The following is a 25,064-nucleotide window of genomic DNA, read 5'->3' on the forward strand; positions in this document are numbered from 1 at the left end:
AAGCGACGGCGGCAATAAATAGAGTGTTGATTGATCATAATCGATAAACTTTGCGCTCATTCTGTTCTACCTCGCGAATGTGTGTTCAAAAGATAATCGACTATATCATATTTTTATCGGGAAAGTCCGACAGACTCCTAGGTGGACCAAAGAGTTTTTGGGCAGAAAAACAGGAAAAAAGGATTAGGCCCCTTCATAAAATGGTTTTAGAAAAGGGGAAGCCTATTACCAAACCACTTTTTTAATTTAGAAGGTTTTACATTTAATTATTCTTTTGGATTTGCTCAAGGAGTTCTTCGGATAGGTGGTGAAATTCAAAATGGTCCTTTTCAACTTCTTCAATGTAATATCGATCCAACCCGCTTTCCTGAAGAAAATTCTCTCTGAGGTGATTTTCGGGTTTCTCGATTATATGAGGAAGAATTTCCTCCAAATAGTTTTTTTCTTGAAGAATATCCCGAATGACTTTCTGGAAAAGGTGTTCGGGAATATCTTTATGGATGGCGTCTTTTTTAATTAACTCTCTGGTTAATTTAGCCCGCAAAAGATCTCTTGCGTTCCGATCCTTTAATGGGTCAAAAATATCCTGGGGTTGTTTTTTGATTAATTGGCGAATAAGGTTATAAATCTTCATTTCTTGATTGATGGTTATTACCTCTTTCATTACATCCATCAGAGACTTGTTGTTGTTTTCTATCTCTTTTAACCCATGAAAAAGGCAATAAATTTTCCGGCGGCCAAAATCTGTGAGGTAACGGTCCTTTAAAATTTTATTGATGAAAATTTCCTTAAAGAGTTGGGGTGAGAGGTCCTGAAAAATTTTTTTATTATTATAAACGGTTCTCAGCATTTTTTCATTTACATCAATGTTTTCCATAAACACGATTTGGTTGAGGGTATTGTAGGTGGCATCGCAACGATCAAAAAAGGTAATGATGTGTCCGAGTTTTTCCAGAAACTGGGAATCATTGGTTTCCCTAGAATGGTCATCACAGGTTTTTCCGATTTCCAGTAATAACCCTTCAAATCCAAAATCTCGTTTCTCTAATGCTTCTAATTTAGCCCTCAATAAAAGGGAAATGTCCTCTTTTGTAATGGTTATGTTTTCATCGTGGGTATTCAGGAAAAGACCTTCGAGAATCTCCCGGGCGGTGGAAAGGTATTGAGGTTCATCAATTTGGGCAAGATTTTTTCCTTTTAAGAAAAGCTCATCAATGGTGAGAAAAACCTCTATGGGAATATTCTGCCGGATTCCAAGGGACCTTAGGCGGTTCAGCCTTGCAATGTCACTGGAAGTCATCTGGGGGTTTTTGGAAAGTTCTACCAGGTTCTCTTTATAGGAATCGATGAGCCGTTTGTTATGGGAGTGTTTGTAAATCACATCGATTTTGATCCGTTCCTGTTGATAAGTTGAAATTTGAAATTGGTTTCCTAAATCATCCAGGGTTACATTGTCTTTAGGATTAATCCCGTTGGTTTCTTCATAAAATTGTTTATAAGCATTGAAAAAGCTTTTATTGGCAGTATGAATAATTTTAAATAAAAAAACCGTGATGTTCGGTTTATTTAAGGTTTTAAAAATTTCATGAAGGATATTCAGGTCATCTTCCCACGCAACTGCGAGGGAATGCTTGAGCCTTTTACCCATTGTTTTTAGGAAATTTTCCTGCTGCTTTTTGGTGTCGATGGGAGTGGGGTCGTTAATAAAAAAGAAATAATTGGCAAGGGCGTTGCCATGGAGAAATATTTCATCATATGTTTGAGAACCAGTGGTCTGGTCTGTGAAGTGAATTAGGCCCATATTGGGCTCATAAATGGCACCGTTCATGACAAGTCGGTTTACTACTTCCTTCTTGATCATGTCCTTAATGGGCTGGTTGATCCCGAACATATATTCACAGAAACTCCCGCCATTTCCTTTATAATGAATGGCTTCTTTTCCGATGATAAATTCATTTCCCGGTGAAAAAAAACGGATGATCGTATCCTGGTGGGGTGAAGCGGTTTCATAAAAAAAACGTTGACTGACCTTCTCACCAGCAACGGTAGCAAAATATTCTATGGTATCGGTCACCAGACCATGTAAACGAATATCCTGGATCATATTGTGTCTTTATTCAAGTGGTGGTTGAAATAGGATATAAATCTTTCTAATTATAGCAGAAATTTTAAAGATGGCAGTTTTAGGGGACAGAGGTGAATAATTAAAAAATGGGATCCAGATTTCAGTCTGGAAAAGGCTTTTAAAAAAAAGGGGGAGGGTGCAAGGGAAGGAGTTTTTCCTGTAAATTTAGGCTATAAACATTAAGGGTAGTATCCTGAATAGGTGGATTTCTAAACCCCATTTGAAAAAGTAATATTTCTGTATTAACTTCCCCCGATTACTTCTGAACGGCATGTGGCACATAGAACTAGAAAACCGCCTCCTGTTTGAACCGGATGGGTGGGTTCATCATCCGTTCCACAGTGCTCACAAGGATGAACGGTTTTTCCGGAGCCGCCACTATTAGGGGAATCGTATGGTGTCATGGGCGCATACTATTTCTTTTTTTTTTGAAGGAGTCAAGGGGGAGAAAAAACAGTATTTAAAAAAGTTTAAAACTTACTCCGGTAAAAAAGCGGGCCTGCTGATTACAAAAAAACAGGTTTTTCCTTATTCTAATGAAAACGGAGGAGGGGGCATTCCGAAAAATGGTCTTGCAAAAAAAAATCCCCTGGGGCGTCCTGAAAAATCCAGGACTGCTAACCCCGAAGAATGGGGGGAGCCACTTGCCTAAAACCTTTGTTCGCTCCACTTCCATGGGAAAACTTTTTTTAGAAAAAGAAAGAGTGGGTTAGTTTTAGGCGGGATAAAAATTCTGGTGGAGCTGAGGGGGATCGAACCCCTGACCCCGAGACTGCCAGCCTCGTGCTCTCCCAGCTGAGCTACAGCCCCACACACGTTTTTACATTTATTTTAAAGGGAATGGTAACACTCTGGTTTGGGCCTGTCAAGAAAGGGCTTTAGCCAAGATCCAAATCTCTTCCTTTGACGGTCTTCCGGCCATCGGCTCGAGCCCGTTCGATGGCTTCCAGACAAATTTTTTCAACTTTTTGGCTTAACCCATCAATGAGTTCGGCTGAGGTATTAAAACCGGATTTTTCCCGAACAAACTTTTTAATCTTCGAGGTCACCACTAAAGCGTCTGCCATGATTTAATCTCCTTATCAGTTTGGAAATAGAACCCTTTATTGGAAAGGGGGTATTATATCCAAACCGCTAAGTGTGGACAAGAGAAATTTTTGCTTTTTTAAATTTGATTTTTCTTGAGTGTATTTGAGGTTCTCCTTTTTAAATTAATTTTTTAAGCTATTGAATTGATTAAAAATAATTATGTTTTCAATGGATATTCTTCTTTCTGAAAACAGATTTTGACTTTTTAAAATTGTGGGAGTAGCCTGGAGTGGTTTGGGTTTAGCGAAAACGGGTTCCAGGAGGTAAATAAAGAGATCGAGTCCATGGGGGGAAAGGTATACGGGACACTATGCGGTCCGTGGCCCCCATGTTTTTGTCAATATCATCGAAGCGAGCGATATTGAGGCCATGGCCCGAATTTCCGTTAATTTGGGTTCTTGACGGACGGTCCAGTTTCTGACACTGCCCGCAATCCTATTGAAAAATTTTCCCAGATTCTTCAAAAAAGGAAAAAAAACTAACGGGTACCGATTCCCCTGTAGCATGTGAAGGAAATGACCCCATTGGGATGTTTAGCAATCTGACAGAATTCCCGGAGGCCACGGCGGGCATCGTTTTCAGTTATTCCCCCATTTTGAACGATTTGTTTTACGGCGCTTTGACCGATCCGGAAAAAAAATGCCACGAAGCGGGTAAACCCTTGGGGGGACCCTTGGTTGTAATGGAAGGTGATGGGATATACCTTAATTTTGGAAAAACCGCTTTCTTTTAATAACGGGTAAAGTTTTTTTCCTACAAAGGGGTCGCCCTTGAAGGATAATTGTGTTTTATTAAAGGCATTCCAAAATCGTTTAAAAGGTTTGCTTTCCGGCCAGATGCATACCGAGTTGTTTTCCACTTCGGTCATATAAATACGTTTTTTGGGTTTAAGGACCCTTCGACATTCTTTGAGGATTATGATGGGGTGTGAAACATGTTCGAAAAACCAACAGGTGAAAATGGCATCCAAAGAAGATTTTGAGAATGGAAGTTTTCGGGCGTCTCCTTGTACCAGATTTGGGCGATTTATCCCTTGGGTTTTTAGGTAGGTTTTTGCTTCAGACAGTTGTTGTAATGAAAGATCGACTCCCAAAAGATGGATTCCTGGAAAGCGTTGATCCAGAATTCCCAACTGGGCACCAACAGCACAACCGACCTCTAAAACCTTTCCTTTTTTCGGGAAACGAATTTGTCGATAAAGCGTCTCCTTCAGATAATTTGCCTGATCAATCAGTCGTTTTCGTTCGGCGAGGCTGTACCCATGGAGGTAAGGTGCTTTCATTGATAAGGACCAGTAAAGAGGGTTGGAATAACAAACAGGAAAGGTAAAAGAGTGGCAGGTTAAAGTCAAGAATCTCTTTTTACCCCGGGTGTAAAAGATGACAAATCAAGAGGTTGCGGAGATACTTTTGAGAGTAGCGGAAATTTTGGAATGTCAGAAGGATAACCCTTACAGAGTGAGGGCTTACCGAAAGGCTGCCCATACCATTTCCAATACCAAAAAAAATATTGAGGAGATTGCCCAGGAGAAAGGATTGCAGAATTTAAATGGGATTGGAAAAGATTTGGCAAATAAAATTGAAGAAATCCTTGCTACAGGGACGTTAAACCTGGATAAGAATACCTCCGAAGGGGTTCCTGATGGGCTATCGGCTTTATTCAATGTTCCCGGGCTTCCCAAGGAGACGGCGCGATTTTTATTTTTCAAATTAAAAATCCAAACACTGAATGATTTGGAAAAGTTGGCCCGGTCCCACCTCTTACGGACTTTGCCCGGGATAACCAAGGAAAAAGAGCAAAAAATTTTAAGTGAACTGGAAAAACAGGTTTAAAAACGTAACAAGTAAAAAGGGGAATGGCCCCGGAAATTGAGAGAATATTCGGACCCAGATGGACGGTTTTTAATCGGGCATTGGTTGGTAGAGACTGTGCTGAATGATTGACTAATCTAAATGATATTTGCTATGGTTTAGAAGTATTATCAATGAGGAGAGGCCTAGGTGGATCGAAGAAGGGGAGACCGTCGGGATGGCCTAGACCGTCGGATTATGGGAAATGTCAATGATGGAAAAATAGAAAGGCGAAAACGAGAGCAAAGAGAGGGAGAGAGAAGAAGTTCCGAGCGAAGAAGGAACCTTAGATATAATTTTGGCCATTCTTAGATGTCATTATTCCATTCAAATTTTTTATCCATGCAAAAAGGAGGGTAAGGTGTGTCCGTATCTGCATTTATTTTGGTAGATGTTACCGGTAATCATACCAAAAGTGCTTTTAAAACCATGACACGGATTGAGGGGGTAAAATCGGTTTACGCGGTTACAGGTTCCCATGATATTATCGCCTATATCGAAGCAGGGTCAGTTGAAGAGCTGAGCGATACGGTTATATCAAAAATCCGAGGGGTGGACGGTGTTACCAAAACCATAACCAGTATTGTCCTCAATTTAAGTTCCCCACCAACAACGGGTCCTTCAGGAGCTTAGTTTTAAACACCTGGTCTTAATTTTTATCGACCGGTTTATTGGGTTTCTCAGGTTGGATTTTCCCCTTATTTTACCCCATTGAGTCTTTTCCAAAAGGTAGAAAGCCTTCCGGAAGAAACTTCCATATCTTCCTTGGGTTCTCCCCCAATGATTGTGACCGGATTTAAAAGTTTCTCCTTTCCTTCCAATAAAAGACTAAAAAGAGCGGGGACCACAAAAAGTGTAAAAATCGTTGAAACCAAAAGCCCTCCTAAAACCACGCTCCCAATTCCCCGATAAAGCTCTGAGCCGGAACCAGAGAAAATGACCAATGGGGAGAGGCCAAACAGCGTGGTGAGGACGCTCATAAAAATTGGCCGAACACGACTTCGAACCGATTCACGGACCGCTTCTCTTAAGGGAAGTTGGTGGTCACGGATATTATTAAGGGATTGGTGCACCAGAAGGATGGCATTATTTACGACAATTCCGATTAGAATCACAAAACCCAACATGGTCAACACATCCATGGGTTGATAGGTGAAGATATTGACCGCGTGTAAACCAAGAAATCCGCCGACGATGGAAAGAGGAACAGAAAACATTATGACAAAAGGGTAAAGGAAACTTTCAAAAAGAGAAGCCATGAGTAAATAGGTAATCAGCAGCGCCAGCAAAAAATTCCATTTAAACGCATGAAAGGTTTTGGTAAGGTCATCAACCGTCCCTGCCAACCTCACACGGTTTAAACCTCCGATTTGCCCGCTTTCAAACATTGGCGCTACAATTTCTTTTTGAATCATTTCCATAGCTTTTTCGAGGGGAATTTGCTCCGGGGGAATTACCTGAAGGGTAATAGCCCGGACCCGTTCGATATGATTAACCTGCTCCGGCCCGGTGATTAAACGGATGTCCGCCACCGATCCCAGGGTGACCAGTTTTCCTCCCGGGGTATAAATTGGTAATTGTTCCAGGTCCTGGATTCGATTGGCATAAATATCCTTTCCCCTAAGCGTTAGATCAATTTCTTCTCCCTCAAATTTATAATTGCTGACCTTTGCCCCATCCACCAGGGCGTTGACCATAAAACCTAATTCTTGATTAGACAGCTGCAATTCGGCGGTCCTCTCCCGATCGGGTTTGACCTGAATTTCGGGGTTTCCCAAATCAAGACTGGGGATTGGACGAATTTGGGATCCCGGAATGAGGGGGCTAATTTGCCCAAACAGTTGTTGACCAAGCCCTACCAGCTCCTCCAATTTCGGCCCGGTAATTTCCACATCAATGGATCGCCCTCCAGCAATTCCCCGGCTAAAAAGGCTGGGTTGGGTGATAATGCCGAAGGTCCCTGGAAGGGGAGAAATGGCTTTTTGCAATACTGGAATCAGTTCTTTTACACGGAGAGGATCGTCCGCAATGGCACCCATAAAAACCATCCGTCCCCGGGCCACATAAAAGAAGTTGGTTATACTGGGGGCTCCCAAATTTTTTGCTTCTGCTGAGCCAGGTTCGGCTTCCCAATAGGGCCTGAGGTTATTTTCAATAACTTCTCCCATGTGTGTCAGTTCAACCAGATTGTAGCCCGGAGGAGGAAACAAAATGCCAAAAATCAGGTTTCGGTTTCCTTCTGGAAGGTATTCCGCTTTTGGGATTAAAAGCCATGCTCCCACAAAGGAAAGAACGGTAAAAAAAATCACTATGGACAGCCGGTGGAAAACGCTTCCAGAAATAAAAAAGGTTGTGTTAGCGAGCCAATCCCGAAAACCCTCTGCCGTGTGGAAAGGGTTTAAATTTTTTTTTCCTTCAGAGAGGGTTGAATCCGTTTCCTGTGTTTTATCCGGAAGGGAAGGTTTATTGGCTTTCAAAATTCTAGAGGAAAGGCTGGGGATTACGGTAATGGCTACGATTAAACTTAATCCCACTCCTGCCGCGATGGCCAGGGCAATATCCCGAAAGAGCTGTCCCGCCTGCTCTTCGATAAAAAAAATGGGGATAAACACCGCCATGGTCGTCAGGGTGCTGGCCAAAACCGCACCCCATACCTCTACAGTTCCATCGTAGGCTGCTTGTGTTCCTGATTTTCCCATTTCCCGATGGCGGAAAATATTTTCCAGAACCACAACGGCATTATCCACAACCATCCCTGCGGCAAACGTCATTCCTGCAAGGCTGACCACATTGAGGTTACGGCCCAACAGTTGTAAAAATATAAAGGTCCCAATCACACTAATGGGAATCGCAACCGCAATCACCAGGGTACTGCTCCAGTTCCGTAAAAATATCAGAAGAATGAAAACCGCAAGCAAACCGCCAATAACCAGATTTTTCTGGACCAGGGTAAGGGAACTTTTAACATAATCGGTTTCATCATAAACCTGATAAATTTGAAAACCCCTTTCTCTAAGAATACCTTCGTTTAATTCTTTAACTGCCTTTTTCAGACCGGCCATGGTGTCCAACACATTGGCTCCAGTGGCCCTCTGGGCATTGATGGCAATGGCCGGATTTCCCCGCTGTCGAACAACAAAGTCCGCATCTCGATAGCCCAGTTCAATTTCGGCCACATCCCGAACATAAACGGGGTTCCCATTTCGTGATGTAATAATGATGTTTTCGATATCTTTCGGGCTGGTATATTCCCCGACGGTTCTCACCAAATACCTGCGTTTTCCTTCATCAAATTTACCTGCGCTAATATTCCGGTTTTCCCTATCGAGGGCTTGTCCCATTTCCAACAGGGTGATTTCCCGGGCAGCTAATTTGATTGGATCCACAAGGATTTGAAGCTCCCGGTCCTGTCCTCCAAAAACATTGCTGGTGGCCACCCCTGGGACCCGCTCAAATCTGGGTTTGATATAATCTTCGGCAAAGTCACGCTGGGTATAAATATTAATGGGGTTGTTATCCAAGGGACGAAATATGAACCAACCCATGGCGTTGGTACGGGGATTAACATTATAGATAATGGGTTCATCCGCATCGGTGGGATACTCCTGTACCTGATTCAGTCGGTTGGATACCTTGAGGAGGGAGGAGTCGATATTGGTTCCAGCAGGGAATTCCAGAGTAATAGAGCCTTGACCATCGGTACTTTCACTGGTCATTTTTTCCAGGCCATCCACGTTTTTCAGCTGTTTTTCCTGTTCCTCTACAATTTCACGCTCGACTTCCTGAGGGCTTCCTCCGGGCCAGCGGGTTTCAACCGTTATTTCCGGCTTTTCAACGTTAGGGGTTAATTGGATAGGAAGCTTAAAAAGAGAGACGATCCCAAAGAGAACCACCATGAGAACGCCAACGGTGACACTCACCGGGTATTGAATGGCAAATTCAACAAGCTTCATTCGACGCATGAATGGGTTACTCCATCACGTTTACTTCTTGGCCGGGGCGAAGCCGTTCGTTTCCCCGGATGACCACCTTTTGACCTATATTTAAAGGGCCTTGAACTTCAACCCAGTTGTTAACCATTAGACCCGTTTTAATGTTTACGGGTGAAACGGTCCATCCTTTCTCCGTTTTGTTTGCAATAAAGACGAGGGTTTGACCCCCTTTAATAACCAGAGCATCTTTTGGAACCGTGAGGGTTTGAACGGGGGGACCAACGGGAAGGGAAACCCGGGCTAATAATCCGCTTTTTAATTCTCCTTTTTTATTTTCAAGCTCAATTTTGATCGGGAAGGTCCTGGATTCTAGATCCGCCTTTGAAATTATGGAAAATATTTTCCCTGAAAATGGACGGTCCGGAAGGGCATCCAATGATACCTGGACGTTTTCTCCCACCCGAATGTTTCGAATATATTTTTCTGGGAGGCCCACAATGATTCGTACATGGGAAAGATCAATGATTTCTGCAACGGCCCCTCCCTTTGAAAGCCATTCCCCGATTTGGGTGTGGGTTTGAGTAATTTCACCATCATAGGGGGCAATAATTTTAGATTTTTTTATTTGGTCTTTGAGCTGATCCATCTCAGCTTGGTGCTGACTAATTTTTTGGGCCCAAGCTTCTGCCTCCGCTTCACCATCTTGAAGGACTTTCTCAGAAAGGACTTTTTCAAAAAATAAACGTTTGGACCGTTCCAAATCAGAATCGGCTCGTTGATACCTGGCCTGGGCCTCATTTCTTTGGGCCTCAACCACCCGGAGTTGAATTTCAAGGGTGTCGGTGCGCAAAGATGCAAAAAGATCTCCCTTGCGAACCGAGGTTCCTTCTTCGATTGGGAAAGATTCAACCAAACCCTCTACCTCGCTGGCCACAACACTTTGGGTTCGTGGTTCTACGGTTCCAACCAAAGTTAACGGTTGAACGAGTGTTTGTTGAGTGACCTCTGCCACTTTGACAGGGGTTGGAGGAAATTTTCCTTGGGCAAAAAGAGGAGGGGATTCGAACAATAGAAAAAAGAAAAGAAAGAAGGAGGTGAGTAAAATATCTCTTTTGATTCGAATATCAATTGTAAAGAACCTCATTTTCTCAATGATAAAGAATACTTTTCTTCAAAGCAACCATTGAGTTTACAGAAAAGTGAAATAAGCCGATTCGTTGGCCTCCATTCCCTTTGACAGTTTCTCCCATTAAGGGTACTTTATGAAAATATAAAATAAATCACTCTTGTCCAAAAACGGTTTTAGGAAGTCATTGAAAAAGTCCTCCTGATGGGGCACCATTAGTTTTAGAGTTTGGATGAGATCTAAAAACTAACGGAAACTCACAAAAGGAGGACGTCCTATGGTACGTCATGCGAGTCTTTTTGGTCAACTGATTGCCCTGTTTAAGCGCAATGAATTCTACCGTCTGGTTATCAAACACAAAGCAGAATCTTATGCGAAGGGATTTCATTGCTGGGATCATTTTGTCGCCATGCTTTTTTGCCAATTAGCCCAAGCCAAAAGCCTCAGAGAGATTTGTGGTGGATTGGCTTGCTGTCTGGGCAAGCTTCGGCATCTGGGGATGAACAACGCTCCCAATAAATCCACTCTCTCTTATGCCAATACCCATAGGCCCTGGTAGCTGTTTCGTGATCTGTTCTATGAAACTCTGGATACGTGCAAACACGCCGTACCCGCCAAGCGCAAGTTTCGATTCAAAAACAAATTGCTCTCCCTGGATAGCAGCACGATCTCCCTTTGCTTATCCCTGTTTCCCTGGGCTGAGTTCCGGCGTACAAAGGGTGCTATCAAACTGCACCTGCTTTTGGATCATGACGGATATCTGCCCACCTAGGTCTATCTGTCCAATGGGAAACAGCACGACGTCACCCTAGCTCGTCAAGTGCCTCTGGCCCCAGGCTCTATTGTGACCATGGATCGTGGATACAACGATTACAAACTGTTCTGCATGTAGACCCGCAGCGGCATCTTCTTTGTCACACGCCTAAAAGACAATGCCGACTATACGGTGATGGAGCATCGAGGCATCCCTCAAAACCGCAATATCCTCTCTGATCAACTCATCGTTTTTACTGGTTACCAGGCTCAAAAACACTGTCCTCAAACCTTCCGAAAGGTTGTGGTATGGGATCAGGAAAATGAGCGGGAGATCGTGCTTCTGACCAACCACATGAAGTTCGAGGCGAGCACGATCTCGGCGATCTATAAAGAGCGCTGGCCGATCGAACTGTTCTTCAAGGCGCTCAAACAAAATCTGAAGGTGAAGACATTTGTCGGGACCAGCCAGAACGCTCTGTATATCCAGATTTGGACAGCACTGCTAGCCATGCTGCTGATCAAGTATCTGCGTTCCAATCAAAGCTTGGATGGTCGCTATCGAATCTGGTCCCTTTCTCCGCTGGAACCTGTTTACTTATCGTGACTTATGGGAATGGATCGATAATCCATTTGACGTCTTACCCTTGGGAGCGCAGCCTGTCCAATATCACTTTCCGTTTCCCGCTCTTGGACAGCATAACGGGATCGTAACAACCTAAATGTGGGGAAGGCCGTTTATGGGGTATAACTCCTTGATTTCTCAACACTCAATTTGCAACTTTTAGATTATTTTGGACAGCAATGAATTTTTATATTGTGTTGGATCAGTTTTTTTTTAAGATCTTCCGCGTTTTTAAATAAAACCCCATGGATTCCCAAATTTTTGGCTCCTTGAACATTGAGGGGGGAATCATCAATGAAGAGAACCTGCTCAGAAGAAACCCCCGCTTTTTGAAGGGCAAACTGATAGATCTCTGGAGATGGTTTTAGATGCCCTACCTTATAAGACAAGATGGTCTGGTCCATTTTTTTAAGTACCGGAATGGATTTTTTAAGAAAGTTGTAGTGGAGTGGGTTTGTGTTGGATAAAAGAAAAAGGCGATAACGAGGTCTTAGATATTCGATCAACTGGGTTACTTTTACGTTTTCTTTAAAACTGGTATTCCACCTCATATTAAAGTCATCAAAAGAAATATCTAATTCAAAGGTGCTTTTGGCTATTTCAAAAAATTCTTGAGGGGAGTATTTCCCCTCATCAAAAGCTTTTGTGAGAGGTTCATTGTTATCAAAAACCTCCGATAATAATAGCTCCGGGGTTTGAAACCGGGGATGTTTTGATTTTTCGGCAAGGGCCGCCGCAATTTCGAAATGAGAAAGGTCAACAATTACCTTTCCGAGGTCAAATATGATTACAGAAACGGGTTTCAAGGGCCCCCTAGAGTTCTTCGACGATCTGTTTGGTTTTTGTGAATTCTAGTGTTCTTTCTTCTTTTTATAAGAATTGGATGAAAGGGTCAACCGGAAATGAGAAATGGGATGATTTCGGATCCCCTTCTGGGTTAATCATTAAATGATGGAAGGTTCTTCCCGCTCCAACCCTAATTATTGAATTAAAGGAGAGACCTACCGGTTTTCCCGAAGTCCCTAATCAGAGAAAGGCGTGTTGACCTTAATTCATTCATTTCTTTGATTTTTTTCAGTATTTTTGCGAATTTCTTCCTTGACAGAAAAATAAGGGCATGATAATTTAGCACCCTCTTTGGTTTAATAAAATAGGGTTTATAAAAAAGGGAAAATCAAAAGGAGAGTTTATGCAGAAAAGGTATCTTTTAGCCCCAGGTCCCACTGCGGTACCTTCCGAAGTATTAATGGCGATGTCACGTCCCATGATTCACCACCGATCAGCTGATTTTGAACCGGTGGTGGCCTCCGTCCGGGAAGACCTGAAATGGATTTTTCAAACCACACAGGATGTGATGATTATTGCTTCCAGCGGAACCGGGGGAATGGAGGCTGCTGTGTCTAATTTTCTCTCCCCCGGTGAAAAAGCCATTACTATTAATGGGGGAAAGTTTGGTGAGCGCTGGACCAAGCTTTGCAAAGCCTATGGGATTCAACCGCAAGAAATTAAAGTTGAATGGGGGCGGGCGGTTGACCCCAACCAAGTTTCTGAGCTGTTAAAAAAAGACCCTTCGATCAAGGCGGTTTTTGTTCAGGCCAGTGAGAGTTCCACTGGGGTTGCCCATGATGTGAGAAAATTGGGGGAAATGGTCAAAGGGTATCCTGATACTATCTTAGTGGTTGATGCGGTTTCTGCTTTAGGGGTCTTTGACCTGAAAACCGATGCGTGGGGCCTCGATGTGGTAATTTCCGGGTCCCAAAAAGCATTGATGCTTCCTCCGGGACTGGCTTTTGTCAGCGCCAGTGAAAAAGCCTGGCAGAAACTTGAGAATGCGAAATCCCCCCGGTTTTATTTTGACCTTAAACGGGAACGGGATAATTTGAAAAAGAACACCACTGCTTATACACCTGCTATATCCTTGATTTTGGGTTTGCAAGAGGCTTTTCGAATGATAAAACCTGAAGGGCTGCAGGGGGTTTTTGACCGTCACCAGCGCCTTGCCCATGCCACCCGGGAAGCCATGAAATCCTTGGGTTTGGAACTTCTGCCAAAAGAATCCCCCAGCAATGCATTAACCGCCGTTATGGCCCCTACAGGATATGACGGCCAAACTATTTACAAAAACCTGAGAGACCAGTATGGCATTACCTCCGCGGGGGGACAGGACCATCTAAAAGGGGAGATCTTTCGGATTTCTCACATGGGTTATGCGGATACCTTTGATGTCATCACGGCAGTGGCGGCAACTGAAATGGTTTTAAAAGGAATGGGCCATCCCTTGAAGTTAGGCACTGGAGTCGGGGTCGCTCAAGAATTACTTCTTAAAAAATAAAACACGATTAAATGGGGAATAAACATTGAAAGTATTGGTAAGTGATAAAATATCTGGAAAAGGAATCGAGATTTTAAAATCGGGGGGCCTTGACGTCCAGGTCAAAACCGGAATGACCCCGGAAGAATTAATTAAAGAAGTGGAGAATTATGAAGGGCTAATTATTCGCAGTGGTACCAAGGTAACTGAGAAAGTCATCCAAGCGGCTAAGCGATTGAAGGTGATTGGGCGAGCGGGTTCGGGCCTCGATAATGTGGATTTAAATGCGGCCACTAAAAGAGGTGTGGTGGTCATGAATACACCCGGGGGTAACAATGTAACCACCGCTGAGCATACCATTACCCTTTTATTGGCCATGGCCCGTAAAGTCCCCCAGGCAACCGCTTCCATTAAAGAAGGTAAATGGGAGAAAAATAAGTTTTCGGGGGTAGAAGTATACAACAAAACCATCGGTATTATCGGTTTAGGACAAATAGGTTCCTATGTGGCAAAGCTAGCTCAAGGGTTAATGATGCATGTGATCGGAAATGATCCTTACCTCTCCCAGGAAAATGCGGGAAAATTAGGAGTCGAATTGGTTGATCTACCTGATCTGTACCGGAGATCAGATTTTATTACCGTTCATGTTCCGATGACACCTGATACTAAAAATTTAATTTCCGCCAAAACCATTGCTCAGATGAAAGAGGGTGTTCGAATCATCAACTGTTCCCGTGGGGGAATTGTGAATGAGCAAGACCTCTATGATGCGTTGCTTAATAAAAAGGTAGCCGGTGCCGCCTTGGATGTTTTTGAAAAGGAACCCGTGGATCCGAAGCATCCCTTGTTGGGATTGGATAATATTATTTTCACGCCTCATCTGGGGGCCTCCACCACGGAGGCTCAAGAGAATGTTGCGCTAGCGGTGGCAGAACAGGTGGTGGATTACCTTCAAAAGGGTTTAATTCGAAATGCGGTTAATATTCCTTCGGTTTCAGCAGAAATTCTTCCCGTGATTCAGCCTTTTTTAACCTTATCCGAAAAAATGGGATCGTTTTTGGCGCAAATTTACGAAGGGGGTTTGGAAAGGATCACCATTGAATACAAAGGAGAGGTGGCTAATCTGGCCCTGGGCCCTATGAGTGTCGCCGTCCTGAAAGGGATTTTAAACCCTATTTTGGAGGAACCGATTAATGAGGTTAATGCCCCGGTGGTGGCCAAGGAACGGGGAATTGAGGTAAAAGAAATTAAGACAACCGATTCCGGAAATTTTTCGAGTCTTATTGTTTTAAAGGTGAAATCGGGGGGACAGGTTGCCTCTTTGGCAGGGACCCTCTCCAGTAAGAAAGAACCACGGATCGTTAGTATTAATGGGTTTGAATTGGAGGTTGCTCCCGGGGGTCATATGCTTATGTTGAGCAATGATGATAAACCTGGTGTGATTGGAAGTTTGGGAACACTTTTGGGCGATAACCAGGTCAATGTTGCGAGTATGCAATTAGGAAGAGAACGGTCGGGGGGAAAGGCCATTTCGGTTGTGGGGATTGATTCTCCTGCAAGCCGAGATCTTCTGGATAAAATTAAAAAACTTCCTCACATTCTTTCAGTGAAACAGATTCAATTATGATTTGCCCTAATTCTCTAATTAAAAGACTGGTGTTTTCCAGGTTAACATCAAGGAATTGATGTCCCCAAGTTTTGGGGTTTCTTACTTCCTCCCCTTAAACCTCAACAAAGTCGTCCTCCAACTTTTTTTGTGGAAAAGATGAATTCATCTCAGCAAATGGAAAAAGCCATGATTCCCCAGGGTGTGGCCACATTTCTTCCTGAGGCTGCCTACCTTAAAAGGGTGATCGAGCGTGAAATATTGACCATTTTTTTTCGATGGGGTTATCAAGAAATTATTACCCCAATTTTTGAATACCTGGATGTGGTCTCCGTGGGGATCGAGGAAGGGGTGCTTGAGAAGGGGTATAAAATTGTGGACCGGGCCAATGGCCGGGTCATGATCCTCCGGCCCGATGTGACGCCACAAGTGGCACGGATGGTCGCCATGCTTTTTTCGGAACACCCCAAACCCCTTCGGCTTTGCTACCGGGAAAACGTATTTCGACATGAGGGAGAACATGAGGGAAGAGAGCGGGAGGTTTTTCAAGTTGGGGGTGAACTCATTGGCCTTTCGGGACCTGAAGCGGATGCGGAAATGATCGGGATTGCAGTTCAATCTCTCACCCGCCTGGGGTTATCCGATTTTAAAGTGATTTTGGGTCAGATTGAAATTTCAAGAAATTTTATTGAGAAAACCGGTCTAAGTAAGGATGGAAAGAAACAACTTCAGGAAGCGTTAATTAAAAAAGACGTGGGAGTCGTCAAAGGGATTCTTAAAAGTTCCAAAATGTCTAAAAAGGAGCAAAAAAAATTTCTGGAATTAGTGGGTCTAATTGGTGGTGAAAAAGTTTTGAAAGAAGCCGCTGGTTTGATTTCCAACCCAACATCCCGAAAAGCGTTGAAAAATCTGGGAGATGTTTTTTCCCTGTTAAAATACCATGGGGTGGAAGATCGTGTAATGATAGATTTAGGAGAAATTAGGGGGCTGGAATACTATACTGGCGTTTTTTATGAAGTTTTTGCTGAAGGAGTTGGTTATGAGATTGGGAGAGGGGGGAGGTATGACAATCTCATTGCCAAGTTTGGTTCTGCTTATCCCTCGACTGGGTTTGCTTTCGACCTGGAGCGGTTGGAACTTGCTTTGGAGTGTCAGGGACGCCATCTTCCCTTTTCCACCGCGGATCTTTTGTTTGCAGGGCCAAGGAAACACATAAATCAAATCATCCTTGCTGCCCGGAAATTGAGAAACCAGGGTTACAGGGTGATCCACCGTGTTTGCGATGGGGAATCCCATTCCGTTCTTCGCTCTTATGCCCAGTCCATGGGAATTCCAGGAATCTTGTTGGTGGAAGGAGAGAAGGAACCCAAACTGGTTATTGTGAATACAGAATCGGGTAAAAAAAGAAAAGGTTCCTTAAAAGAAATCGGTATTTTAAAAGGGAAGACCTTTTGGAAATAAAAGGCATTTTCAGGAATGATGTCCTACGGGCAAGCCCATTTCCTTTTTGGTCCACCATCCGATACAACTACCTCGGATTTGGTGAAAAAATTTTAACCCCCCCAAAAAAGGTTTTTTTTGTACTACCCGATGGGGATTTATAAAGTGAGCAAGGTGTGGAAAAAGGAGAGGCTTCCTCGGATCTTGTAGGGGGAAGGAGCAAACCAAGTCCCTATAAAAAGAAGGGCGGCGCTAAGGTGAGCACAATGGATATTTCAGTTCGAAAAGTTCCCCCTCAAAACCTTGAAGCGGAGGAATCTGTTTTGGGGTCGATTCTCCTTCATAATGAAGCCTTAAATAAGGTTTTAGAAATCATGACCGGGGATGATTTCTATAAAGAATCTCACCGTAAAATTTTTTCGGCTATTGTTGATCTGGATGAGCAAAATGAACCGATCGATATAATAACATTAACGGATTTCTTGAGAGGAAAAAATGAATTGGAAGAAGTCGGGGGGGCTGCTTTTTTAACTTCCCTGGTGAATTCAGTTCCCACGGCAGCCAATGTCAAATATTATTCGAAAATTGTTCATGAACGTGCCCTTCTTCGAAATCTGATTAATGTGGCAACTGAAATTGTTACTTCTGGGTATGAGACCACCGGCCAGGTAGATGAATTATTAGATTTTGCGGAAAGTCGTATTTTTGGCATCTCGGAGAAAAAAGTGAAGCCTTCTTTTTTCCCTGTCAAGGATATCGTAAAGGAAAGCTTTGAAACCATTGAACGGCTTTATGACAAAAAAGAGCGAATTACGGGAATTCCAACGGGTTTTAAAGATTTGGATGATATAACCTCAGGATTTCAACCCGGTGATCTCATTGTGATTGCGGGAAGGCCCTCTATGGGTAAAACCGCCTTTTCATTGGGGATTGCCCAAAATACCGCAATTATTCATCGTCACACAGTTGCTATTTTTAGTTTAGAGATGGCTAAGGAACAATTGGTTTTGAGGATGCTTTGCTCAGAATCCCGCGTTGATTCCCATAAACTTCGGTCAGGTTATTTAGGAAAGAACGATTGGCCTTTATTGACCGCCGCTGCAGGGACTCTAACGGAAGCCCCTATTTTTATCGATGATTCCCCGGCCATTTCCATTCTTGAAATGCGGGCCAAGGCCCGGCGGTTAAAAGCGGAGCATGGTCTTTCCATGATCATTGTGGATTACCTTCAGCTGATGCGGGGGAGGGGAAATTCCGATAAACGGGAGCAGGAGATTTCGGATATTTCCCGTTCACTTAAGGCTTTGGCCAAAGAGCTTCGGGTTCCTGTGATTGCCCTATCCCAGTTAAGCCGTGCAGTAGAAACCCGGGGAGGGGAAAGGAAGCCCATATTGGCTGATTTACGAGAATCTGGAGCCATTGAACAAGATGCGGATGTTGTGATTTTTATTTATCGAAAAGAGGTGTATGATTCCTCTGAGGCAAATAAAGGGTTGGCTGAAATTATGATCAGCAAACAAAGGAATGGTCCAGTTGGAAGTGTGATGCTGACCTTCCGAGACCGCTATACCCGTTTTGAGGATTTTTCGGATCGGGATATTCTCTGAGGAATTTGACCCTTTGAAAGCTTAAAAATATAATTAAAAAAATATCCAAGCCATTGGAGAGAAGGTATGTTTGGAATTGGGATTCCCGAACTGATTGTTATTCTTGTTATTATTCTAATCATCTTTGGGGTTGGGAAACTTCCAGAGATCGGACAGGGATTGGGAAAGGCTATTAAGGGCTTTAAGAAAGGGGTTACGGAAAACGAGGAGGTGGATGAAACTAAAAAAGACCCAAGGGATTGAGCCAGAACCCCTGAGAAAATAAATATCATTTTTTTTGATTTTTCACACTTTTTTCCCCTTCAAACATAGAAATTTTATCCTTCCAAGGTTCCCATCATTATTAACTGCATTCCTTGACTCCTGCTTATTTGTTGTTTAATATGTTTATAAGTATTTGTTTTTTCCAATTCTTTTGGGTTGGATCTTATCTCGGGGGTTTTTAAGTGAAAGCGCCTTTTTTTTCCGTTTTTTTATTAGCCCTATTTCTTTCATCGTGTTCATCTCCTCTATTAATTTCCAAACCTGATCAGGCCCCCCCGCCCATTTCCGCGGGGAATGTGGTTCCACCCCAAGAACCACAGACTTACAAAACTTCTAATCCAATGGCCTATTACTATTTTATAAATGGATACATGGCTGAGATAAATAATGAGAAACAATTGGCTTTTGAATCCTATCGAAATGCCCTGTCTTTTGATGAGAGTTCCGTAACCCTTTTAACACGGTTGAGTGAAATTGCTTTTGAATTAGGAAAGGTTTCCGAAGCCAAAGAATTTGCCAATGCCCTTCTGGCAATGGAAAAAGACCATCTTCCCACTTTAACCCTTTTGGCTGAATTAGAGGCAAAAACCCACCAGATCGATGAAGCAATTTATTTGTATGAAAAGGTCATTGGTTTACAGCCTAATGAGTTAGATAATTATCTCAGGTTAGGGGCTTTGTACACTTCTTTGGACCGGTTTGAAGAGGCTGAGGAGGTCATACAGAGGGGAATCTCCATTGATCCAAAGTTTCCTTTAGGGTATTTCTATTTGGGGCGCATTGCAGGAGAGAATAAAGATTATGATAAAGCCCTTGGATTTTTTAAAAAAGCCATTATTCTCCAGGAAGGATTTGAGCCGGCTTATTTGGGAATGGGGGCCATTTATGAGCTTCAGGGAAAAAACCAAAAAGTAATAGAGCTCTATGGAAAATTTTTGGATAAAATAAACCCGATGAATCGGAATATTAGGGGAAGGTTAATCGATTTTCTTTGGAAGAAAAGGGCCTATGAAGATGCTGAGCGGCAATTACTAACCCTTTTGCGTTTTTTTCCAAGTGATTTGGATGGCCATTTTAAATTGGGGCTATTATACGCTGAAATGGAAAAATATCCTGAGGCTCAGGAAAGGTTGCTCTTGGTAAAACGTTTACGTCCCAATGAAGTGAGGGTGCTGGAGTCATTGGCCTTTCTATACGAACGGATGGGGGTTTTGGATAAAGCGGAAGCCCAATACAAGGAAATGATTGAAAATAACAAAAAAAATTCGGATGGTTATATATATCTGGGAAATCTTTACACCCGAATGAAAAAAGGGGATCAGGCAATAGAAATATTAGCGGAAGCTTCAAAAATTGATCCGGATCGTCCCGACATTTATTTAATCCGGGGACATGCCTTTTCTCAATTGGAACGCTTCGAGGAGGCGGCGGAATCCTTTGGAATAGGAATTGAAAAAGATCCCAAAAACCCGGACTTTTATTTTCAATTGGGAACCACTTATGATAAATTAAACCGTTTTGAAAATGTTATTGCATCAATGGAAAAGGCCATTGAATTAAACCCGAAACATTCCATGGCTTTAAATTACTTGGGGTATAGTTTTGCCGATCGGGGAATTCGTTTAGATGAAGCGGTGGATTTAATTAAAAGAGCTCTTGAGGTTCGTCCGGATGATGGGTATTACATTGATAGTCTGGGATGGGCATATTATAAGCAGGGAAATCTGAAAGAGGCACTGAAGGAACTTAAGAGAGCGGTTGATTTGGTTCCGGACGATCCGGTTCTACGAGAACATTTGGGTGACATTTATTTGGGAATTCGCAAAGGGGAAAAAGCAAAGGATGAATGGCTCAAGTCCCTGGAAATTGATCCCTCTAATGAAAAGTTGATGGATAAGTACCAAGGGGCGGGTTTTGGTGATCCTCGACAGGAGGAGAGATTAGAAAGAGCCTTGAAACAGAAAAATGGAAAAAAGGAGGGAGAAACCCAACAATTGATGCGTCTTCATTAAAACCATCGGAAAACCTTCTACACCATGGGCCTTCGGAAAAATAGAAGTACCGTATTTCCCACCTTTAATCCATCTTGATCCTTTAAAAAATCTTCTTTATTAATTTGGTTGTTCAGCATGGTGTCATTGTCATTCGCCAGATCTTTTACAATTGGGGTTTCATGAAAGCATTCAATTGTACAATGTTGTCTGGACACCTCAGGATCATTAGGAAAAATATCACAATTTTTTCTTCCCATCGTTACCTTTTCCTTAGTAATTTGAATTTCCTCTGACAATTTTCACAAAGTGTTTTTTTATGGAGGGCCTCCCATTTCTTGAAGGATTTTCCTGGCCCGTTCGGCCCGTGGAGCGTTGGGCGCGAGTGAGACGGCCTTAGAGAATTCATCGCCGGCCAGAGAGAGGAGGTTTTTTTCATAATAGAGGAACCCCAGATCGTAATGTAAAAGGGGATCATTGGGAAATGTACTGGAGGCCTCCGAAAAGATACGTAGGGCGGAATCTTTGTCGTTACGGTTTAAATATACGGTACCCAATAAATGGTAAGCGTTTGAAGAATTGGGGGTGATTTCAATGATTCGACGGAGTTTTCTTTCCATGGTATCTAAATCCCCTTGATTGTAAGCCAGTTTGACCTCTTCGAAAAGTTCTTGAACCTTGTGTTGGGAGAGAGTCCGTAAGTGTTGTCCTGGCCTTTGAATCTGTTTAGGGGATAAAAGGTTTTTCCCATCCGGGTTTGTCTTAGAGAAGGTTGGGGGAAAGTGATTAGGGCTTTCCTGGCCCTGGTCCTTTTCTTGAGGTCGGTTTTGGGAAAGAAAATCCTCCTTGTTATGGGGAATTGGAGCGGATAAGGCGCTTGGTGGGGGTGAAACCTGGGGCATATGGGGAGATGAGGTTGAAGAAAGAGAAACCGTTTTTAAACGATCCAACGGAAAATTTTTATCGGGTGGAAGGGTGGGAACGGTTTTATTTCCCCCACCCAAAAAAGAAACCTTAAGGCGCTGGAGTATTTTCTGGGTTTTTTCAATCAATGGAAAATGATTTGAAGCCTTTTTCATGAAATTGGGATTATAAAGGGAGGAAATGTAAACAGAGAGTAGAAGGAAAATAAAAGAAAAAAGAAAAGTTTTTAAAACGGGGTGGGACCCGTTGTTTTTAGTGGCCCTTAAAGATGGTGCGGAACCAGAAGTTTTGGTTTTTTGAGAAGGTTTATGTTGGGGTTTGTAATGAGGTAAACCCGGGTCTTTATTTTCAAAGGGTTCTAAAGGCTGACCAAAAGAAGAGGAAGAGTGGGGTTTATGTCCTCCAAGGGAAGGAAAATTAATTGGTCCGAGGGTGGGTAAAGCCGCTCCCATCGGTTCCTTAGGGAGCAGTGGGAGTGGGCCCTTTTGAGGGACCCGTGTTTCTATTCCGAAGGGGGGTTCCAATCCTGATGAATGGGAATGTGATGCCCAATGGATACGTTTGGTTTCCTCTTCTACTTTTTGTTGAAAGAGATGTTGCATATAGTTGGATAGGCTCAGGCTGCTGAAGGAATACCCTTTTTTGGAAATAATGTTTTCGAGAGAAAGGGCCATCTCGGATGCTGTTTGGTAACGATCGGACGGATATTTGGCCAACGCTTTTAATAAAATTTGATTTAATTCTTCATCGACTTGGGGATTGAAAAAGGAGGCGGAAGGGACTTTTGCTTCCCTGACCTTTTCCAAGGTGCTGATCTCATTTTCCCCTTTGAAAAGGCGTTCTCCGGTTAGAATTTCATACAGGACGATTCCCATTGCAAAAATATCCGTTCGACGGTCAACGGGTTTTCCCCATGCTTGCTCCGGGGACATGTAAGCTAATTTCCCTTTTAGGAGTCCTGTTCGTGTTTCCGTTCCGTGGGATGCGGCCTTAGCAATTCCAAAATCAACCACTTTTACGTCTCCATCGTAGGAAACCAGGATGTTTTGTGGACTAATATCCCTGTGAACGATGTGGAGGTCTTTTCCTTGAGAATTTTTTTTTCGGTGCGCATAATCAAGACCACAGCAGACCTTGTTCATGAGGGAAAGGGCATGATTAATTGGGAAAGGGGTGCCTATGGCACGAAGTGCGTTGATGATGCTTCTAAGGTCTTTTCCTTTGATATATTCCATGGCAATGTAATAACTCGGCTCGGGAAGCCCCATTGGAACGGCACTACCCAGATCATAAATCTGAACAATATTTTGATGGGTGAGCAAAGCGGCGAGCTTTGCTTCATTGATAAACATCTGGACAAATTCGTTGTCCTGGGTAAGGTGGGGTAAAATCCGTTTGATTGCAAGAATTTTTTCAAAACCTTCCATCCCTTCCTGTTTCGCCAAAAACAGCTCCGCCATTCCGCCTGTGCCGATTCTTTCCAGAAGGGTATATTTCCCAAAAGGGGTAGCTTTCATTTTAGGTTTGCCCTGAGTGATTTTCTTTAATTCCAAATAGTTTTCGGGCATTGTTTGATGTTGTCCTTGAAATTTCTTCCAGAGTCATTCCCTTTAAATCTGCAATTTTCTCAGCCACAGACCGGACATAAACCGGTTCATTCCGTTTTCCCCTAAAGGGAACTGGAGCTAAAAAAGGACAATCGGTCTCGATCAGTAGTTTATCGGCAGGAATATTGCGGGCCACCTGCTGAACTTCAATTGCTTTGGAAAAGGTCACAATTCCCGAGAAAGAGATAAGAAATCCCAATTCCATTCCCCGGGTTGCCATATCCTGATCTCCTGTAAAACAATGGAGGACACCCCCAACCTCAAACGCTTTTTCTTCCTCTAGAATGAGGAGGGTTTCTTCTTTTGCATCCCGACTGTGGATGACGAGAGGGAGTTTTCGTGATCTTGCTAACCGGATTTGTTCTCGGAACCACCGGATTTGCTGGTCAGGTGATGAATGCTTGTAATAATAATCCAAACCGGTTTCCCCGATGGCCACTACCTTTGAATGGTCGCATAACCGGGAACCTTCCAGAAAGTTTTCTGAGTCCAAGTTTTTTACCTCGTGTGGGTGAACTCCCACCGAGGCATAGACTCCCGGGAACCGATTTGCCAGAGAGACGGCTTGTTGACTGGAATGAAAATCAGTCCCGATGGTTACGAATTGGGTGACCCCTTTTTCTTGGGCTCTCTGTATGACCTGCTCCAGATCTAATTCAAATTTTTCGGAATCTAGATGACAATGAGAGTCGATTAACATAGAAAATGATCTTGGCTTTTTAATTTGGTTTTTAAAAATGCGCAGGGAATAATTGTTTCAGTGGTTTTGAAAATACCCAATTTCTGAAGGCATAATCTTTCCCCTCTACTTTCTTAAATCAGCTCACAAAAAACCGTTTTCTTTCATATTTTTGGATCGGGTTATTGAAAGTATATCATGGGATTTAGATGTCAGCAAAGGGGGAAAATTTAAATTCCAATCGTGGAAACATTGGCATTAACCTTATCTAAAAATGAAGTAACATTTATAGTTAAATCAGTAGGTAAAAAGTTTAGGTAATTAGTGTGAAACGTAACCAAAATAGATGTTCAAAAACTTCTTGAAAAGGTTCTCATTTCGATGGTTGAAGCGATATTCCACCTCTTTAAGATACATGGGAAAATGAAACTTTGAAACCCCACGGTAATTATACAAGATATGTTTAGTATAACTCCAAAATCCATCAATACCATTGATATGATTCTTTCCGCGATAGGCAAAGGCTTTGCTGTGATCCAATCGATGGTGCTTGCCCCAGCGCCTGAGGGAGTTGTAACTTCGAAAAGTGTCGGTGTAGTACACCGATCCCTTTCGGGTGTATTTTCGAATGTGAGCCATGAGCTCATCAGCGATGACCTGTTCAACCACTTTGGTATACACTCTTCCATCACGTTCCAAAAGCCCCAGGACGACGCTTTTACCTGCTGCCCCTCTGCCACGTTTGCCTTTTCTTCTGCCACCAAAATAGGCATCATCAATTTCAATCTCCCCTTTGGGTTTACCTGCTTTAAGGTCGGCCACGTGATAAATCGCTTCGCTCAGGCGCTGGTAGACGCGCGTGACCTGGTAGTCTACGCCAAGGTCCGTGCCCAAACGGTTGGCGGGTTGTTGCTGATAAAACCCGATGACAATTCCAATTTCTTTGCGCAAACGCATAAGCGATTTTTGTTTCCCACAGCTTTCATTGCGGCATCGGAATCTGTCAATGACTTTGAGACACCTGTTGTCCGAAATTAGTGTAGCGCCTCCTCACGTGCGGACGCCGGCTTGGGTTTGTTGATCCATGCGGCCTCCGGAACGACCGGGGGAACCGGCATCTTTCGTACAAAGCGCT

The 25,064-nt window shown here is 43.2% G+C and carries 22 protein-coding genes and 1 tRNA gene; 11 read left to right on the forward strand and 12 right to left on the reverse strand.

Annotated features, from left to right (window positions below):
- Positions 1-262: 262 nt before the first annotated feature.
- The 5 genes from VGB26_09540 to VGB26_09560 form a co-directional block, all read right to left on the reverse strand.
- Complete coding sequence (locus VGB26_09540; GenBank protein ID HEX9758030.1) at positions 263-2,104, reverse strand: TIGR04442 family protein; 1,842 nt, start codon at positions 2,102-2,104, stop codon at positions 263-265.
- A gap of 263 nt (positions 2,105-2,367) precedes the next feature.
- Entirely contained in the window at positions 2,368-2,529 is a 162-nt protein-coding gene (locus tag VGB26_09545) for a hypothetical protein (protein HEX9758031.1), read from the reverse strand.
- A 330-nt stretch (positions 2,530-2,859) separates the two neighbouring features.
- Positions 2,860-2,935: transfer RNA gene (locus VGB26_09550), tRNA-Ala, on the reverse strand.
- Positions 2,936-3,003: 68 nt separating this feature from the next.
- Entirely contained in the window at positions 3,004-3,192 is a 189-nt protein-coding gene (locus VGB26_09555) for a hypothetical protein (protein HEX9758032.1), read from the reverse strand.
- A gap of 500 nt (positions 3,193-3,692) precedes the next feature.
- Positions 3,693-4,496, reverse strand: coding sequence for a methyltransferase domain-containing protein (locus tag VGB26_09560; GenBank protein HEX9758033.1), 804 nt, complete (start codon positions 4,494-4,496; stop codon positions 3,693-3,695).
- A 97-nt stretch (positions 4,497-4,593) separates the two neighbouring features.
- On the opposite strand from VGB26_09560, the gene VGB26_09565 reads away from it, so the two are divergent.
- The 3 genes from VGB26_09565 to VGB26_09575 all read left to right on the forward strand — a co-directional run bounded on the left by VGB26_09565 (position 4,594) and on the right by VGB26_09575 (position 5,697).
- Entirely contained in the window at positions 4,594-5,046 is a 453-nt protein-coding gene (locus VGB26_09565) for a helix-hairpin-helix domain-containing protein (GenBank protein ID HEX9758034.1), read from the forward strand.
- A gap of 168 nt (positions 5,047-5,214) precedes the next feature.
- On the forward strand, positions 5,215-5,376 hold the full coding sequence (locus VGB26_09570; GenBank protein HEX9758035.1) for a hypothetical protein: 162 nt from the start codon (positions 5,215-5,217) through the stop codon (positions 5,374-5,376).
- A 51-nt stretch (positions 5,377-5,427) separates the two neighbouring features.
- Positions 5,428-5,697: an Lrp/AsnC ligand binding domain-containing protein gene (locus VGB26_09575; GenBank protein ID HEX9758036.1), complete on the forward strand. Its 270-nt coding sequence runs from the start codon at positions 5,428-5,430 to the stop codon at positions 5,695-5,697.
- 65 nt (positions 5,698-5,762) lie between these two features.
- On the opposite strand, the gene VGB26_09580 is transcribed toward VGB26_09575, so the two are convergent.
- Complete coding sequence (locus VGB26_09580) at positions 5,763-9,026, reverse strand: efflux RND transporter permease subunit (GenBank protein HEX9758037.1); 3,264 nt, start codon at positions 9,024-9,026, stop codon at positions 5,763-5,765.
- Positions 9,027-9,033: 7 nt separating this feature from the next.
- A complete protein-coding gene (locus VGB26_09585; GenBank protein HEX9758038.1) occupies positions 9,034-10,140 on the reverse strand; it encodes an efflux RND transporter periplasmic adaptor subunit in 1,107 nt (368 codons plus the stop codon).
- Between the two features lie 259 nt (positions 10,141-10,399).
- Between VGB26_09585 and VGB26_09590 the strand changes: the two genes are divergently transcribed.
- Both VGB26_09590 and VGB26_09595 read left to right on the forward strand, forming a co-directional pair.
- Entirely contained in the window at positions 10,400-10,681 is a 282-nt protein-coding gene (locus tag VGB26_09590; GenBank protein HEX9758039.1) for a DUF4372 domain-containing protein, read from the forward strand.
- Positions 10,682-11,071: 390 nt separating this feature from the next.
- Positions 11,072-11,482 (forward strand): transposase, encoded by a 411-nt coding sequence (locus VGB26_09595; GenBank protein ID HEX9758040.1) that lies wholly within the window; start codon positions 11,072-11,074, stop codon positions 11,480-11,482.
- Between the two features lie 182 nt (positions 11,483-11,664).
- Here VGB26_09595 and VGB26_09600 read toward each other — a convergent pair whose 3' ends face one another.
- On the reverse strand, positions 11,665-12,306 hold the full coding sequence (locus VGB26_09600) for an HAD family phosphatase (GenBank protein ID HEX9758041.1): 642 nt from the start codon (positions 12,304-12,306) through the stop codon (positions 11,665-11,667).
- 383 nt (positions 12,307-12,689) lie between these two features.
- Between VGB26_09600 and VGB26_09605 the strand changes: the two genes are divergently transcribed.
- From VGB26_09605 to VGB26_09630, 6 genes are all read left to right on the forward strand, one after another.
- Complete coding sequence (locus tag VGB26_09605) at positions 12,690-13,832, forward strand: alanine--glyoxylate aminotransferase family protein (protein ID HEX9758042.1); 1,143 nt, start codon at positions 12,690-12,692, stop codon at positions 13,830-13,832.
- Between the two features lie 25 nt (positions 13,833-13,857).
- Complete coding sequence (serA, locus tag VGB26_09610) at positions 13,858-15,438, forward strand: phosphoglycerate dehydrogenase (protein ID HEX9758043.1); 1,581 nt, start codon at positions 13,858-13,860, stop codon at positions 15,436-15,438.
- Positions 15,439-15,576: 138 nt separating this feature from the next.
- Positions 15,577-16,878 (forward strand): ATP phosphoribosyltransferase regulatory subunit, encoded by a 1,302-nt coding sequence (gene hisZ / locus VGB26_09615; protein ID HEX9758044.1) that lies wholly within the window; start codon positions 15,577-15,579, stop codon positions 16,876-16,878.
- A 236-nt stretch (positions 16,879-17,114) separates the two neighbouring features.
- Positions 17,115-18,464, forward strand: a complete 1,350-nt coding sequence (dnaB, locus tag VGB26_09620) for a replicative DNA helicase (protein ID HEX9758045.1) — start codon at positions 17,115-17,117, stop codon at positions 18,462-18,464.
- 66 nt (positions 18,465-18,530) lie between these two features.
- Complete coding sequence (gene tatA, locus VGB26_09625) at positions 18,531-18,707, forward strand: twin-arginine translocase TatA/TatE family subunit (protein HEX9758046.1); 177 nt, start codon at positions 18,531-18,533, stop codon at positions 18,705-18,707.
- Positions 18,708-18,910: 203 nt separating this feature from the next.
- Positions 18,911-20,740, forward strand: coding sequence for a tetratricopeptide repeat protein (locus tag VGB26_09630; protein ID HEX9758047.1), 1,830 nt, complete (start codon positions 18,911-18,913; stop codon positions 20,738-20,740).
- A 17-nt stretch (positions 20,741-20,757) separates the two neighbouring features.
- Here VGB26_09630 and VGB26_09635 read toward each other — a convergent pair whose 3' ends face one another.
- The 4 genes from VGB26_09635 to VGB26_09650 all read right to left on the reverse strand — a co-directional run bounded on the left by VGB26_09635 (position 20,758) and on the right by VGB26_09650 (position 24,886).
- A complete protein-coding gene (locus tag VGB26_09635) occupies positions 20,758-21,018 on the reverse strand; it encodes an FHA domain-containing protein (GenBank protein HEX9758048.1) in 261 nt (86 codons plus the stop codon).
- Positions 21,019-21,036: 18 nt separating this feature from the next.
- Positions 21,037-23,160, reverse strand: coding sequence for a protein kinase (locus VGB26_09640; protein ID HEX9758049.1), 2,124 nt, complete (start codon positions 23,158-23,160; stop codon positions 21,037-21,039).
- A gap of 1 nt (position 23,161) precedes the next feature.
- A complete protein-coding gene (locus tag VGB26_09645) occupies positions 23,162-23,950 on the reverse strand; it encodes a TatD family hydrolase (protein ID HEX9758050.1) in 789 nt (262 codons plus the stop codon).
- A 300-nt stretch (positions 23,951-24,250) separates the two neighbouring features.
- Positions 24,251-24,886, reverse strand: a complete 636-nt coding sequence (locus VGB26_09650; protein HEX9758051.1) for an IS1595 family transposase — start codon at positions 24,884-24,886, stop codon at positions 24,251-24,253.
- Between the last annotated feature and the right edge of the window lie 178 nt (positions 24,887-25,064).

The sequence above is a fragment of the Nitrospiria bacterium genome (genome assembly GCA_036397255.1).
GTDB lineage: Bacteria > Nitrospirota > Nitrospiria > DASWJH01 > DASWJH01 > DASWJH01.

Coding starts and splice junctions, on each gene's coding strand:
- VGB26_09540 (HEX9758030.1), bottom strand. CDS start 2,104: ATGATCCAGGATATTCGTTTACATGGTCTGGTGACCGATACCATAGAA.
- VGB26_09545 (HEX9758031.1), bottom strand. CDS start 2,529: ATGACACCATACGATTCCCCTAATAGTGGCGGCTCCGGAAAAACCGTT.
- VGB26_09555 (HEX9758032.1), bottom strand. CDS start 3,192: ATGGCAGACGCTTTAGTGGTGACCTCGAAGATTAAAAAGTTTGTTCGG.
- VGB26_09560 (HEX9758033.1), bottom strand. CDS start 4,496: ATGAAAGCACCTTACCTCCATGGGTACAGCCTCGCCGAACGAAAACGA.
- VGB26_09565 (HEX9758034.1), top strand. CDS start 4,594: ATGACAAATCAAGAGGTTGCGGAGATACTTTTGAGAGTAGCGGAAATT.
- VGB26_09580 (HEX9758037.1), bottom strand. CDS start 9,026: ATGCGTCGAATGAAGCTTGTTGAATTTGCCATTCAATACCCGGTGAGT.
- VGB26_09585 (HEX9758038.1), bottom strand. CDS start 10,140: ATGAGGTTCTTTACAATTGATATTCGAATCAAAAGAGATATTTTACTC.
- VGB26_09590 (HEX9758039.1), top strand. CDS start 10,400: ATGGTACGTCATGCGAGTCTTTTTGGTCAACTGATTGCCCTGTTTAAG.
- VGB26_09595 (HEX9758040.1), top strand. CDS start 11,072: ATGGAGCATCGAGGCATCCCTCAAAACCGCAATATCCTCTCTGATCAA.
- VGB26_09605 (HEX9758042.1), top strand. CDS start 12,690: ATGCAGAAAAGGTATCTTTTAGCCCCAGGTCCCACTGCGGTACCTTCC.
- hisZ (HEX9758044.1), top strand. CDS start 15,577: ATGAATTCATCTCAGCAAATGGAAAAAGCCATGATTCCCCAGGGTGTG.
- tatA (HEX9758046.1), top strand. CDS start 18,531: ATGTTTGGAATTGGGATTCCCGAACTGATTGTTATTCTTGTTATTATT.
- VGB26_09640 (HEX9758049.1), bottom strand. CDS start 23,160: ATGAAAGCTACCCCTTTTGGGAAATATACCCTTCTGGAAAGAATCGGC.
- VGB26_09645 (HEX9758050.1), bottom strand. CDS start 23,950: ATGTTAATCGACTCTCATTGTCATCTAGATTCCGAAAAATTTGAATTA.
- VGB26_09650 (HEX9758051.1), bottom strand. CDS start 24,886: ATGCGTTTGCGCAAAGAAATTGGAATTGTCATCGGGTTTTATCAGCAA.